The sequence below is a fragment of the Mycobacterium sp. NPDC049093 genome, from assembly GCF_040704635.1.
GTDB lineage: Bacteria > Actinomycetota > Actinomycetes > Mycobacteriales > Mycobacteriaceae > Mycobacterium.
This window is the reverse complement of the sequence record NZ_JBEZJS010000003.1, coordinates 974,239-987,483: the sequence shown is the minus strand read 5'-3', so window position 1 is coordinate 987,483 and position 13,245 is coordinate 974,239. Positions and strand designations below refer to the sequence as shown.

Here is a 13,245-nt window from a genome sequence, read left to right as displayed (position 1 = left end):
ACCACCCGGCGGGCGGCCCGCCGGCGTCACCGGGCAACCGGACCTCGGCGGAACCAATTTGACCTTTAACCTGTACGGCAGCTACCGTCGGGTGCTATGCAGAACCCCGGATTGCTCGTAGTAATTGGTTGGCGCGTTGATGCCGCGCTAGCCCTCTGCCGGGCATAGCAAACCGCATCGACGCGCCACCCTCGTACAGCTACCGGCTGACGGGGGTTTTTTATTTGCCCACAAGCGCGCCGGAATCAATGAAAAATTGAACTTCCTGAAGAGGAATGTGAAGCAGACCGTGAAGAGGACATCGTGAGCGCACCGACAACGCGACCGCCAGCCCGGTCGGGAACCGCGCCTGCCAACGGCGCAAGCACCGCCAAATCAGAAACGGGTCAGCCCAACCGGGTTGCACCGCAGCAGCTCACCGGCGCCCAGGCGGTCGTCCGGTCGTTGGAAGAGCTCGGCGTCGACGTCGTCTTCGGGATCCCCGGTGGCGCCGTGCTGCCGGTCTACGATCCGCTGTTCGACTCGCAGAAGCTGCGCCACGTGCTGGTCCGCCATGAGCAGGGCGCCGGCCACGCCGCCAGCGGCTATGCCCACGCGACGGGCAAGGTCGGCGTGATGATGGCCACCTCCGGCCCCGGCGCGACCAACCTGATCACCCCGCTGGCCGACGCCCAGATGGACTCCATCCCCGTGGTGGCCATCACCGGGCAGGTGGGTCGCAGCCTGATCGGCACCGACGCCTTCCAGGAAGCCGACATCACCGGCATGACCATGCCGATCACCAAGCACAACTTCCTGGTGCGCAACGGTGACGACATCGCCCAGGTGATGGCCGAGGCCTTCTACATCGCCAGCTCGGGGCGCCCGGGCGCGGTGCTCGTCGACGTCCCCAAGGACATCCTGCAGGCCCAGTGCACCTTCTCCTGGCCGCCGCAGATGGACCTGCCCGGGTACAAGCCCAACACCAAGCCGCACAGCCGTCAGGTGCGCGAGGCCGCCAAGCTGATCGCCGCCGCGCACAAGCCGGTCCTCTACGTCGGTGGTGGTGTGATCCGTGGTGAGGCCAGTGCCGAACTGCTCGAGCTGGCTGAGCTGACCGGTATCCCGGTCGTCACCACGCTCATGGCCCGCGGCGCGTTCCCGGACAGCCACCCGCAGCACCTGGGGATGCCGGGCATGCACGGCACCGTGGCCGCGGTGGGCGCGTTGCAGAAGAGCGACCTGCTGATCGCCCTCGGCACCCGGTTCGACGACCGCGTCACCGGTCAGCTGTCCTCGTTCGCCCCTGAGGCCAAGGTGATCCACGCCGACATCGACCCCGCCGAGATCGGCAAGAACCGGCACGCCGACGTGCCCATCGTGGGTGACGTGAAGGCCGTCATCACCGATCTGATCGAGGTGCTGCGCCGCGATGGAACGACCAGTGCCGCACTGAAACTGGACGCCTGGTGGGAGTACCTGTCCGGCCTCAAGACGACCTACCCGCTGAGCTACGGCCCGCAGAGCGACGGCAGCCTGAGCCCCGAGTACGTCATCGAGAAGCTGGGTCAGATCGCCGGACCCGAGGCGGTCTATGTCGCCGGGGTCGGCCAGCACCAGATGTGGGCCGCGCAGTTCGTCAAGTACGAGAACCCCAAGACGTGGCTGAACTCCGGTGGCCTCGGCACCATGGGCTTCGCCGTCCCGGCGGCCATGGGTGCCAAGTTCGCCCGCCCCGAGGCCGAGGTGTGGGCCATCGACGGTGACGGCTGCTTCCAGATGACCAACCAGGAGCTGGCCACCTGTGCCATCGAAGGCGCGCCGATCAAGGTGGCATTGATCAACAACGGCAACCTGGGCATGGTGCGGCAGTGGCAGACGCTGTTCTACGACCAGCGCTACAGCCAGACCGATCTGGCCACGCACTCGCGTCGGATCCCGGACTTCGTCAAGCTGGCCGAGGCGCTGGGCTGCGTCGGGCTGCGCTGCGAGCGGGCCGAGGACGTCGAGGACGTCATCAACCAGGCCCGGGCCATCAACGACCGCCCGGTGGTCATCGACTTCATCGTCGGTGCGGATGCGCAGGTGTGGCCGATGGTCGCGGCCGGCACCAGCAACGACGAGATCATGGCAGCTCGGGACATCCGGCCGCTGTTCGACGAAAACGACGCCGAGGGGCACGCCTGATGAGCAACACCACGCCCACCCACACGCTTTCGGTGCTGGTCGAGGACAAACCTGGCGTTCTCGCCCGGGTCGCCACGCTGTTCTCCCGTCGTGGCTACAACATCCAGTCCCTGGCTGTCGGTGCCACCGAGCAGAAGCACATGTCGCGGATGACGATCGTCGTCAGCGTCGAGGAATCGCCGCTGGAGCAGATCACCAAGCAGCTCAACAAGCTGGTCAATGTGATCAAGATCGTCGAGCAGGAGGACGACAGCTCGGTCTCCCGCGAACTCGCCCTGATCAAGGTGCGCGCCGACGCGAGCAACCGCGGTCAGGTCATCGAAGCGGTGAACCTGTTCCGCGCCAAGGTGGTTGACGTTTCGACCGAGTCCCTGACCGTCGAGGCCACCGGGACCTCGGAAAAGCTGGAGGCCCTGCTGCGGGTCCTGGAGCCCTACGGTATCCGTGAGATCGCACAGTCCGGCATGGTGTCGGTCTCGCGCGGACCCCGTGGTATCAGCGCAGTGAAGTAAGCACGTCAAGTAGCGTTAGTCGGCTGTAGAGCTAGAAAGAGAAGGAAAATTTCGCATGGCAGTTGAGATGTTTTACGACGCCGACGCGGACCTGTCGATCATCCAGGGTCGCAAGGTCGCCGTCATCGGCTACGGCAGCCAGGGGCACGCGCATTCGCTGTCGCTGCGCGACTCGGGCGTGCAGGTCAAGGTCGGCCTGAAAGAGGGCTCGAAGTCCCGCGTCAAGGTCGAAGAGCAGGGTCTCGAGGTCGACACCCCGGCCGAGGTCGCCAAGTGGGCCGACGTGATCATGGTGCTCGCGCCCGACACCGCGCAGGCCGAGATCTTCAAGAACGACATCGAGCCCAACCTGCAGGACGGCAACGCGCTGTTCTTCGGCCACGGCCTCAACATCCACTTCGGTCTGATCAAGGCTCCGGCCAACGTCACCGTCGGCATGGTCGCTCCCAAGGGGCCCGGCCACCTGGTGCGTCGCCAGTTCGTCGACGGTAAGGGTGTGCCTTGCCTGATCGCCGTCGACCAGGATCCGAAGGGCGAGGGCCAGGCCCTGGCACTGTCGTACGCCGCCGCCATCGGTGGTGCCCGCGCCGGTGTCATCAAGACCACCTTCAAGGAAGAGACCGAGACCGACCTGTTCGGTGAGCAGGCCGTGCTCTGCGGTGGCACCGAAGAGCTGGTCAAGGCCGGCTTCGAGGTCATGGTCGAGGCGGGCTACGCCCCGGAGATGGCCTACTTCGAGGTGCTGCACGAGCTCAAGCTCATCGTCGACCTGATGTACGAGGGCGGCATCGCCCGGATGAACTACTCGGTGTCCGACACCGCGGAGTTCGGCGGCTACCTGTCGGGCCCGCGGGTCATCGACGCCGACACCAAGAAGCGCATGAAGGACATCCTGACCGACATCCAGGACGGCACCTTCGTCAAGCGCCTGGTCGCCAACGTCGAGGGCGGCAACAAGGAGCTCGAGGCGCTGCGCAAGGCCAACGCCGAGCACCCGATCGAGGTCACCGGCAAGAAGCTGCGCGACCTGATGAGCTGGGTCGACCGGCCGATCACCGAAACGGCCTAACTGCTGCGTTCACTGGCCAGTTATTGCACGCGATTCACAAAAACGCGTGCGATAACTGGCCTTTCGGCATTTCTAGGCAATTCGGTAGCCGATCGCCGCAAGCGTGCGGGCCACATTTCTCCCTTCGGCGCTGCCGGGAAGCTTCTCGGTGCTGTCGATCTGCAGCCCTTCACCGACCACGCCGTAGAGTTCGGTCGACACCGGATCGTCGGGCTCGGCCGGCTCGATGCGGCCGTCCGGGTAGATGCACTGCGCTCGCATGGCCCACATCGTCTGCGCGGCGGCGACGACGTTGTACCCGTGTAGCGGTGGGCTCACGTGATAGAGCTCCAGGTCGCCCACTGCGAACAACTTCATGACCGGATCCAGGTGTGGGACGGATCCCACCAACCGTGCGACGCCCCCAAAGTTCACGCATCAAATCTAAGCGGCCTCGGCAGTATTGCAGTGCAGCAGTTTTCCCGCCGCGAAATCACCGTCAGTGCGGGACGGCGACCTGCGGCCGGGTGGTGATCGGCGGGGTGGCCTTCGGCGTCTCGGGAACCGTCGGTGGCGCCGTCGGCGTCTCCGTGTCACCGGCCGGTGCTTCCGGCTGACCCGTTATCGTCTCGCCGATCGTCATCTGCGGAATGGTGACGTCTTCTTCGATCTTCTGGATCGGTTTTTCCGAGCCGCACGACACCACCGCGGCCAACATGATGGCTGCGCCGCAGGCGGTCGCCACTCGCTGCACGTATCGAGTCGACACCTCGTCGCCCCCTCGAGTTGAATGCAAAGGTCTGACCAAGTCGACTGTAGAGCGCCGGCCCCGGGTGTCCGCCCTGTTGGGCGAAATCGGCCGGCCGTCGGCGGCTACGAACCCAGCCGCGCCGCCACGCTGACGACTCGCCGGGCCAGGTGATCCAGCGCGTCGTAGGTGGTGTCGTCGAACTCGCTGATGTTGTCGTGGTTGGCCAGCAGGCTCGCGCCGTACGGGTTGCCGTCGGCGAACTTGAGTGGATCGGTGTAGCCCGGCGGCACGATGATGCCGCCCCAGTGCATCAGCGTCACGTAGAGCGTCAGCAGCGTGGTCTCCTGCCCGCCGTGCGCGGTGTTGGTCGAGGTGAACCCGGCGTAGACCTTGTCGGCGAGCTTGCCCTGTGACCACAGGCCGCCGAGCGAATCGAGGAACGCGCGCAATTGCGAAGCGACAGAACCGAATCGGGTGGGGGAGCCGAAGATCACGGCGTCCGCCCAGACGATGTCGTCACCGGTGGCAGTCGGAAGATCCTTGGTGGCTCCGTAATTCGCGGTCCAGGCCGGATTGTGGGCGAAAGACTCCGGATCGGCGGTCTCGGCGACGGGCCGCAACCGCACCTCGGCGCCTGCGGCCTCGGCGGTGGCGGTGACGCGCTGGGCCATGTGCGTGCCGTGTCCGGTCGCGGAGTAGTAGATGACGGCGACCTTGGGTGCAGGAGTGGTCATGGTGCCAGCTTAGGCAGATCCCGCATACCGAACTCGCGTTTGAGCACGGTGCGGGCGGCGTAGAACCCGGCCATCCCGTGCACGCCACCACCCGGCGGAGTGGCCGACGAGCACAGGTAGGCCTTGGGGATCGGTGTGGTCCAGGGGTCGAACCGTGGAGTGGGGCCCAGCAGTGCGCTGGTCATGTTGTTGCTGCCCACACCGATATCGCCGCCGACCAGGTTGGCGTTGTGCTCGTCCATCCGGGACGCGGGCACGCTGCGGACCCCGACCACCAGATCGCGGAAGCCCGGGGCGAATCGTTCGAAGATGTCGGTGACCGCCGTGGCCATGTCCCGCGTCGAATTGTTGGGTACGTGGACATAGGTCCACAGCGGGCGGCGGCCGGCGTCATCGATGCGGGATGCGTCGGCGATGTGGGGGAGCGCGCCCAGCACCATCGGCCACTCGGCGTGACGGCCCGCGGCGATCTCGGACTCGGCCAGTGCCATCTGTGCCCGGCTGCCACCCAGGTGCAGTGTCGGCGCCTGGGCCAGACGCGGGTCACGCCAAGGGATCTCGCCGTTCAGTACGAAATCGACCTTCGCCACTCCGGGCCCGTAGCGGTAGCGGCTCAACGCCCGCGCGTAGCGAGGCGGCAGGGCCTTGCCGTAGATCGACAGCAGGGCGGTCGGTGCGGAGTCGTAGATGACCACGCCCGACGGCGGTTCAGTGACCTCGTGTCCGAGGACGAGTTCGCCGCCGTGCGCAGTGAGATCGGCGATCAGCGCGTCCGGGATGGCCTGGGATCCACCGATCGGGATCGGCCATCCGACCGCATGCCCCAGCGTCGCCAGCATCAGACCGGCCCCGCCGGAAACCAGTGAGGGCATCGTCGAAATCGTGTGTGCTGCAACACCACTGAATAGCGCGCGGGCGTCTTCGCCTGCCAGGGTGCGCCACAGCGGGGTGCCTTGGGCGAGTAATCGGGGCGCGACACGGGCCGCCGCGGTCAGCGACGGTGGTAGCGACCGCTTGTCGCCGAGGATCAGGCTGACCACGTCATCGCACTCGGCAGCCAGCGGACCGAGCAGCCGTCGCCAGGAATCTCCGTGGTCCAGTTCGGAGCACGTGCGCTCGATGTCGCGGTAACCGATCGCCGCCGGGCGGTGCTGCAACGGGCTGGCGTAGGAGATCTCGGGGACCGCCAGTTGCACCCCACGGGCAGTCAGGTCGTAGGCGGCGAAGAACGGCGACGCCAACGCCAGTGGGTGCACCGCTGAACAGATGTCGTGGCTGACTCCGGGATATTCCGGGTCGGGCAGGGTGCGTGCCCCGCCGCCTGCGGTGGGTTGCGCTTCGATGACGCGTACGGCCAGTCCGGCCCGGGCACAGATGACCGCCGCGGACAGGCCGTTGGGGCCGCTGCCGACGATTGTGACGTCCACGCCCATCAGTACACCGCACGCGGTTCGGCTGTGGTAGGGCGCACACACTAGGCTGTCCGCGTGAGTCTCCCCGTTGTTTTGATTGCCGACAAGCTCGCGGAATCGACCGTCGCCGCCCTCGGCGACCAGGTAGAGGTCAGGTGGGTCGACGGTCCGGACCGCGAGAAGCTGCTCGCTGCGGTGCCGGAAGCCGACGCGCTGCTGGTGCGTTCCGCTACCACGGTGGACGCCGAGGTCATCGCCGCGGCCCCCAAACTCAAGATCGTCGCCCGCGCGGGTGTCGGCCTGGACAACGTCGACGTCGACGCCGCGACCGCCCGCGGGGTGCTCGTCGTCAACGCGCCGACCTCCAACATCCACAGTGCGGCCGAGCACGCCCTGGCCCTGCTGCTGTCCACGGCGCGGCAGATCCCCGCCGCCGACGCGACCCTGCGCGACCACACCTGGAAGCGGTCGTCGTTCTCGGGTGTCGAGATCTTCGACAAGACCGTCGGTGTCGTCGGTCTGGGCCGCATCGGTCAGCTGGTCGCCCAGCGCCTGGCCGCCTTCGGCGCCCACATCGTGGCGTACGACCCCTACGTCTCGCAGGCCCGCGCCGCCCAGCTCGGTATCGAGTTGCTGCCGCTGGAGGAGCTGCTCGGCCGTGCCGACTTCATCTCGGTGCACCTGCCGAAGACCAAGGAGACCGCCGGCCTGCTCGGCAAGGAGAACCTGGCCAAGACCAAGCCGGGCGTCATCATCGTCAATGCCGCCCGCGGTGGTCTGATCGATGAGCAGGCCCTGGCCGACGCCATCACGAGCGGCCATGTGCGTGCCGCCGGTCTGGACGTGTTCTCGACCGAACCGTGCACCGACAGCCCGCTGTTCGAGCTGCCGCAGGTCGTCGTGACCCCGCACCTGGGTGCCTCGACCGCAGAGGCGCAGGACCGGGCCGGTACCGATGTGGCCGCCAGCGTGAAGCTCGCCCTGGCCGGCGAATTCGTGCCGGACGCCGTCAACGTCGGCGGCGGCGCCGTCGGCGAAGAGGTGGCGCCCTGGCTGGACCTGGTGCGCAAGCTCGGTCTGCTGGCCGGTGCCCTGTCCGATGCGGCCCCGGTGTCGCTCACCGTCCAGGCACGCGGCGAGCTGGCGTCCGAAGACGTCGAGATCCTGCGGCTGTCGGCGCTGCGCGGGCTGTTCTCCGCGGTGGTCGACGAGCAGGTGACGTTCGTCAACGCTCCGACGCTGGCCGCCGACCGTGGCGTGGCCTCCGAGATCAGCACCGCCACCGAGAGTCCCAACCACCGCAGCGTGGTCGACGTGCGCGTCGTGCACGCCGACGGCAGCGCGGTGAACGTCGCGGGCACCCTGTCGGGGCCGCAGCTGGTAGAGAAAATCGTCCAGATCAACGGCCGCAACTTCGACCTGCGCGCCGAGGGCTACAACCTCATCGTCCACTACAACGATCAGCCGGGCGCCCTCGGCAAGATCGGCACCCTGCTGGGTGGGGCGGACGTCAACATCCTGGCCGCGCAGCTGAGCCAGGACGTCGATGGCGACAGTGCCATCGTGATGCTGCGGCTGGACACCGACGTGCCAGAGGATGTGCGTTCGGCGCTTGCCGCTGCCGTTGACGCCACGACGCTGGAAGTGGTCGACCTGTCATGAAACTCGCTGTAATCGCCGGTGACGGCATCGGTCCGGAGGTCATCGCCGAGGCGCTGAAGGTGCTCGACGCGGTGCTGCCCGGCGTGGACCGGACTGAATACGACCTGGGCGCGCGGCGTTACCACGCGACGGGGGAGACCCTGCCCGAGGGATTCGTCGAGGAGCTCAAGGGCTATGACGCAATCCTGTTGGGCGCCATCGGCGATCCGTCGGTCCCCAGTGGTGTGCTCGAACGCGGGTTGCTGCTCAACATGCGGTTTGCGTTGGACCACCACGTGAACCTGCGGCCGTCGAAGTTGTTCGCCGGGGTTTCCAGTCCCTTGGCCGGCAACCCGGAGATCGACTTCGTGGTGGTGCGCGAGGGCACCGAAGGTCCCTACACCGGCACCGGCGGCGCGATCCGGGTGGGCACCCCGCACGAGGTTGCCACCGAGGTGTCCACCAACACCCGGTTCGGCGTGGAGCGCGTGGTGCGTTATGCGTTCGAGAAAGCCCGCGCGCGACGCAAACACCTGACTCTGGTGCACAAGAACAACGTGCTGGCGTTCGCCGGCTCGCTGTGGAAGCGCACCGTCGACGAGGTCGGTACGGAATACCCGGACGTCGAGACGGCTTACCAGCACATCGATGCCGCCACCATCCACATGGTCACCGATCCCGGCCGGTTCGACGTGATCGTCACCGACAACCTGTTCGGCGACATCATCACCGACCTGGCGGCCGCAGTTTCCGGCGGTATCGGCCTGGCCGCCTCGGGCAATATCGATGCGACGGGCACCAACCCGTCGATGTTCGAGCCCGTGCACGGCAGCGCACCCGACATCGCCGGGCAGGGGATCGCCGATCCGACGGCCGCGGTGATGAGCGTGGCACTGCTGCTGACCCACCTCGGCGAGACCGACGCGGCGGCGCGGGTCGACAAGGCCGTCAGCGAGCACCTGGCCACCCGCGGCGACGCGAAGCTCTCGACCAGCGAGGTCGGCGAGCGGATCCTGTCGCTGCTGTAGCCGGTGGTTCGGCGCTGAGTCGGCGGTGACTGCCCGCTTCGCCACCCTGACGCGGCAGTGTTGGCTGTTCGCCATCGGATCGTCGTTCTTCGCGGCCGCCACCGTGCCGGGCTTTCCGGCGCTGGCCGGTGCCGGCGTGACGAACACGCTGTGCTTCATCGGCTCGTGGTTTTTCACCACGGCCGCGGGCATCCAGCTAGTGCTCGCCGGACGCGGACTCGACTGGTGGTCGGCGGCCACACAATTCGCCGGGACCCTCCTGTTCAACCTCAGCACCGGCGTGTCGGTCTGGGCCCACGCGGTACTGGCCGAGCGCCGGTTCGTCTGGGCCCCCGATGCGACCGGCTCACTGGCCTTCCTGCTCAGCGGCGTGCTGGCAGTGCTGGCGGTCGGTGCGTGGTCGCCGAAATCCGTTGGCTGGCAGGCCGCGTGGGTAAACATGATGGGCTGTGTGGCATTCGGGGTCTCCGCGCTCGCCGCATTCGTCCGCAAGACCGGCGTGACGGTCGACGAGCGGCTCGCCAATTTCGGCACCTTCATCGGTGCGTTGTGTTTTCTGGCCGCGGCGTTGATGCTGCGTCCCCGTCGGTCGACGGCACCAACTCTGCGCTGAGGGTGCGCGTCACTCGCACTTTGGTGTCCTGGCTGCAGAGTCGATCATCGAGGCGATGAGTCTTTCGGCGCCGGTCGGTCTATATGGGCATGGGACTCATCGACATCGAACTATTCGCGACCCTGGACCTCGTCGCGCAGGCGCCCGGCGGCCCTGACGAGGACCCCGAGGGGTTCTCATTCGGCGGCTGGCAGGCGCCACTGATCGACGACGTTTCGGGCGCCCAGGTCGGCGCTGCATACGAGGGCACCGATGCCCTCCTGCTCGGGCGCCGGACGTACGACATCTTCGCCGCTTACTGGCCGCACCAGACGGACGACTTCGGCACGCTGTTCAACAGCATCCCCAAGTACGTCGCCTCCCGGGGCGAGCCTGACCTGTCGTGGGCCGGCTCCTCTCAGCTCGGCCCGGATCTGGGTGCCGCCGTGCGCGAGATCCGGGACCGGCACGAGCAGGTGAAGGTCGTCGGCAGCCTGAACCTGGTCCAGACGCTCTTGCGCGAGAAGCTCTTTGATCGCCTCGACCTGTGGGTGCACCCGATCATGCTGGGGGCGGGGAAGAAAGTATTCGACGGTGGCGCGGTGCCCACCAACGTCACACTGCTGCAACCGCCGGTCGCCAGCCCGAACGGCATCGTGCATCTGCGGTACGGACTTGCCGACGGAATCCCGGGGAGAGGGGACATGAGCGCGCCGGGTCAATGAGCTCGGTCGTGCGCTGTCAGGGCTGGGCCGGTGCCACGGCGACGCTGGTGGCGTCGACATCGGCGATGTGGACGCGCTGATCGCCTTCGCGCATGAACAAGCTTGTGACGGTGGATGGTTGGTTGGGCTGCTGCTGATCGGACGGTCGGGGCACCTTCGCGATGATCGCCGCGTCCCCGTTGGGCAGGGGGTAGTCGCGGTAGGTTCCCGACGGCGCGACTTGTGTCCAATGCCCGCCGTCCAGCTCCCACACGCCGCCGTCCGGTGTGGGCTCGGACCGATTCGTCGGGCACTGCTCGGCACCCGCGGTGGCCCGCAACCTCCCGTCGGATGTCCACCACACCGCGCCGCTCTGATTGCCATAAAAGAAGGGCCTGGGGGTCGCATCGAAGGGACCCTGTGGAAACCCGGCAACTTGGTGGCCGGTGGCCGAGTCGAACACCGTGACCTGGTGCCGGTCGCAGGAGCCGGTCTTGTCGATGGCACCGGTTTCGTAGGCGAATCGGGTGCCGTCGGGGCTGAAGACCGCCGACACCCATTGCCTGGTCGGTTGGTGCACGACATCGCGGACGGTGCCGTCGGCATCGACGACGAACAGGCGATCGGCCTGGGTGAATCTGTCTGAGCCGTACTTCTTGACGATGGCCACCCGTCCATGGCCGGTTCCGATCACGTTTCCGGTGAAGTCCTGGGTTTCGGCCGGTACCGCCTGTTGCTCGGGCGTTCGTGGCGGTAATTGGACAGTGCGCAACACACTGGGCATCGGGCTCGGCCGGCTGAGGTCCAGCTGCATCAGGGTTACCTGACCGTCGGGAGCGTCCGCTGCCCGCGGGGCCTGCCAGACGATTGTGCTGCCCTGCAAGGGATACGGGGCGCCGGGTCGACTCGGCCGTTGAGAGTCGGTGCGGGACTGGGCTGGAATGGCCACCTCGTGAGTTTGACCGCTTGCCACATCTATCCACACCAGCTCGGCGTGCATATCGCCGCCGTCGTAGGGATAGCGCCCGAACTGTTCGTCGGCGTACCGCGTGAATGCGTACTTCGTATCGGTGGTGAAGCCCGGCCTGCTCAAGCTCACGAACCTGGACGCACCAACTTGTTTTTTCCAGTTGGCAATGGGATTCGAGCCTTCTGCCAGCACGAAACCCACGTCTCCCGAGTCGAACCATGGGGTGGCTCTCGGCACGGTGTAGGCGATCAGCGGGCCGTGACGCCCTGGCAGGGCGGTTGGAGACGGCGGGCTCGACGGCTGGTCGTGCACCTGACATGCGTTTGTGGCCAGCACGAGCGCCAAGAGTGCGGATACGACACGACCGGTTCTGCCCGGCCGGCTCGCCGCACCTACTCGACTGGGGATGCCCGATCTCATCAGTGCAGCGTATGTCGGCCGAGACCCCCTGCCTTACGGTTCTTTGCGCACCGGATCCTGGGCCTAATGCTCTTCGCGCGAGCGCTCATCGGCCGGAACCAACGGCACCGCCAACAACGGCAACAATGCGCACACTGCGAACGCCACGGGATATCCGGCCACACCGATCAGCGCACCGAACAACGGCGCAGAGCTGGCGGTGGCCAGATGCTGGCTGGTGTTCTGGGTACCCAGCGCGCGCCCACTCCAGAACGGGCCGGCGATCTCCGCGATTGCGGTGAACGCCAAACCGTTGTCGGACACCGTGATCACCGAGGCGATCACGATCAGGGCGACACTGATCGGGGAGCCCAGCCAGTCGGTGAGCGCCAGCAGCCCCATCGTGGCTGCCGCCGCCAACGCGATGGTGCGGATGGGTCGCAGCCGCTGTCCGATCACGTCGGACCAGCGGCCCGCGGCGATTCGGCCTGCCGCGCCGAGTAATTGGGCGACGGTCACCAGCGTGCCCGCCGAGGCCGCAGACCAACCCCGATCGCCCATCAGCCACACCAGGGTGAAGGTCCAGACCAGGCCCTGGGGCACGACCAGTAGGACCGACACTGCATGGATGCGCCACAACACGTTTGAACCGCGGTACGGGTTGGCCAGGTGTTCGGCCGGTGCTTCGTGACGGGGCGGCCGTGGCGGATCCAGCACTCCCACAGCACAGATCACCGCCGACAGCGCACACACGATCGCCGGAAACAGCAATGCGGTTGCCACACCGTGGGATTCGGCCAGGCGTGGGATGACCAACGCGCCCAGTCCGACACCCAGAGGCGTTGCCGTCTGGCGGATTCCCATGGCGAGCCCACGCTGGTCGGGCGGGAACCAGCCGACCACGACCCGCCCGCTCGCCGAATTGCTGCTGGCTGCGGCCATTCCGCCCAGTAGCAGGAACACACCGACGGCCACCAGGGAATGCGCGGCGGACGCTCCGAACGCCGCGGCGGCGGTCAGGGCCGAGCCCACCGTCAGCACGATCCGTTCACCGACCCGGTCGACGATGTAGCCCCAGGCGATCAGCGTGACCACCAGACCGAAGCTCGGCATCGACGACAGCAGGCCCGCCTGCGCCAGATCCAGGCCGCGCTCGGCGTGCAGGGTGGGGATGAGAAATGCCGCGCCGTTGATGAACACGTTGGCACATGTGGTCGCAGTCAACGCGATCACCAACATCGACCAACGGCGAAACGTGCTGATCGACGAAACCGGCATGTCTGCATCG

Annotated in this window: 13 protein-coding genes; 7 read left to right on the top strand and 6 right to left on the bottom strand. The window is 67.1% G+C overall.

The features are described from left to right. Nucleotides 1-303 precede the first annotated feature (303 nt). From AB0876_RS15265 to ilvC, 3 genes are read left to right on the top strand one after another with little or no spacing between them, the layout of a single operon-like run. Complete coding sequence (locus AB0876_RS15265) at nt 304-2,166, top strand: acetolactate synthase large subunit (RefSeq protein WP_526042308.1); 1,863 nt, start codon at nt 304-306, stop codon at nt 2,164-2,166. After that, a complete protein-coding gene (ilvN, locus tag AB0876_RS15260) occupies nt 2,166-2,678 on the top strand; it encodes an acetolactate synthase small subunit (RefSeq protein ID WP_055112725.1) in 513 nt (170 codons plus the stop codon). Before AB0876_RS15265 ends, ilvN begins: the two co-directional genes overlap by 1 nt. A gap of 55 nt (nt 2,679-2,733) precedes the next feature. Next, entirely contained in the window at nt 2,734-3,747 is a 1,014-nt protein-coding gene (ilvC, locus tag AB0876_RS15255; RefSeq protein WP_448492473.1) for a ketol-acid reductoisomerase, read from the top strand. 72 nt (nt 3,748-3,819) lie between these two features. On the opposite strand, the gene AB0876_RS15250 is transcribed toward ilvC, so the two are convergent. The 4 genes from AB0876_RS15250 to AB0876_RS15235 all read right to left on the bottom strand — a co-directional run bounded on the left by AB0876_RS15250 (nt 3,820) and on the right by AB0876_RS15235 (nt 6,638). Next, the gene (locus tag AB0876_RS15250; RefSeq protein WP_491838594.1) at nt 3,820-4,161 is read right to left on the bottom strand and encodes a hypothetical protein; all 342 of its coding nucleotides are present in this window, start codon (nt 4,159-4,161) and stop codon (nt 3,820-3,822) included. Between the two features lie 64 nt (nt 4,162-4,225). After that, nucleotides 4,226-4,495 carry a hypothetical protein gene (locus tag AB0876_RS15245; RefSeq protein WP_526042307.1) on the bottom strand — a complete coding sequence of 90 codons (270 nt, stop codon included), beginning with the start codon at nt 4,493-4,495 and terminating at the stop codon, nt 4,226-4,228. Between the two features lie 104 nt (nt 4,496-4,599). Further along, on the bottom strand, nt 4,600-5,211 hold the full coding sequence (gene wrbA / locus AB0876_RS15240) for an NAD(P)H:quinone oxidoreductase (protein ID WP_491838596.1): 612 nt from the start codon (nt 5,209-5,211) through the stop codon (nt 4,600-4,602). Then, nucleotides 5,208-6,638 (bottom strand): phytoene desaturase family protein, encoded by a 1,431-nt coding sequence (locus AB0876_RS15235; RefSeq protein ID WP_526042306.1) that lies wholly within the window; start codon nt 6,636-6,638, stop codon nt 5,208-5,210. Before AB0876_RS15235 ends, wrbA begins: the two co-directional genes overlap by 4 nt. Nucleotides 6,639-6,698: 60 nt before the next feature. On the opposite strand from AB0876_RS15235, the gene serA reads away from it, so the two are divergent. From serA to AB0876_RS15215, 4 genes are all read left to right on the top strand, one after another. Beyond that, nucleotides 6,699-8,285 carry a phosphoglycerate dehydrogenase gene (serA, locus tag AB0876_RS15230; protein WP_526042305.1) on the top strand — a complete coding sequence of 529 codons (1,587 nt, stop codon included), beginning with the start codon at nt 6,699-6,701 and terminating at the stop codon, nt 8,283-8,285. Further along, nucleotides 8,282-9,292, top strand: coding sequence for a 3-isopropylmalate dehydrogenase (locus AB0876_RS15225; protein ID WP_491838598.1), 1,011 nt, complete (start codon nt 8,282-8,284; stop codon nt 9,290-9,292). Before serA ends, AB0876_RS15225 begins: the two co-directional genes overlap by 4 nt. A 25-nt stretch (nt 9,293-9,317) precedes the next feature. Further along, nucleotides 9,318-9,905 (top strand): hypothetical protein, encoded by a 588-nt coding sequence (locus AB0876_RS15220; RefSeq protein WP_491838599.1) that lies wholly within the window; start codon nt 9,318-9,320, stop codon nt 9,903-9,905. 89 nt (nt 9,906-9,994) lie between these two features. Then, complete coding sequence (locus AB0876_RS15215) at nt 9,995-10,609, top strand: dihydrofolate reductase family protein (RefSeq protein ID WP_526042304.1); 615 nt, start codon at nt 9,995-9,997, stop codon at nt 10,607-10,609. A 16-nt stretch (nt 10,610-10,625) separates the two neighbouring features. Here AB0876_RS15215 and AB0876_RS15210 read toward each other — a convergent pair whose 3' ends face one another. Both AB0876_RS15210 and AB0876_RS15205 read right to left on the bottom strand, forming a co-directional pair. Beyond that, nucleotides 10,626-11,687, bottom strand: a complete 1,062-nt coding sequence (locus AB0876_RS15210) for a hypothetical protein (protein ID WP_491838601.1) — start codon at nt 11,685-11,687, stop codon at nt 10,626-10,628. 354 nt (nt 11,688-12,041) lie between these two features. Next, the gene (locus AB0876_RS15205) at nt 12,042-13,235 is read right to left on the bottom strand and encodes an MFS transporter (protein WP_526042303.1); all 1,194 of its coding nucleotides are present in this window, start codon (nt 13,233-13,235) and stop codon (nt 12,042-12,044) included. Nucleotides 13,236-13,245: the final 10 nt, after the last annotated feature.

Coding starts and splice junctions, on each gene's coding strand:
- ilvN (WP_055112725.1), top strand. CDS start 2,166: ATGAGCAACACCACGCCCACCCACACGCTTTCGGTGCTGGTCGAGGAC.
- ilvC (WP_448492473.1), top strand. CDS start 2,734: ATGGCAGTTGAGATGTTTTACGACGCCGACGCGGACCTGTCGATCATC.
- wrbA (WP_491838596.1), bottom strand. CDS start 5,211: ATGACCACTCCTGCACCCAAGGTCGCCGTCATCTACTACTCCGCGACC.
- AB0876_RS15225 (WP_491838598.1), top strand. CDS start 8,282: ATGAAACTCGCTGTAATCGCCGGTGACGGCATCGGTCCGGAGGTCATC.
- AB0876_RS15215 (WP_526042304.1), top strand. CDS start 9,995: ATGGGACTCATCGACATCGAACTATTCGCGACCCTGGACCTCGTCGCG.
- AB0876_RS15205 (WP_526042303.1), bottom strand. CDS start 13,235: ATGCCGGTTTCGTCGATCAGCACGTTTCGCCGTTGGTCGATGTTGGTG.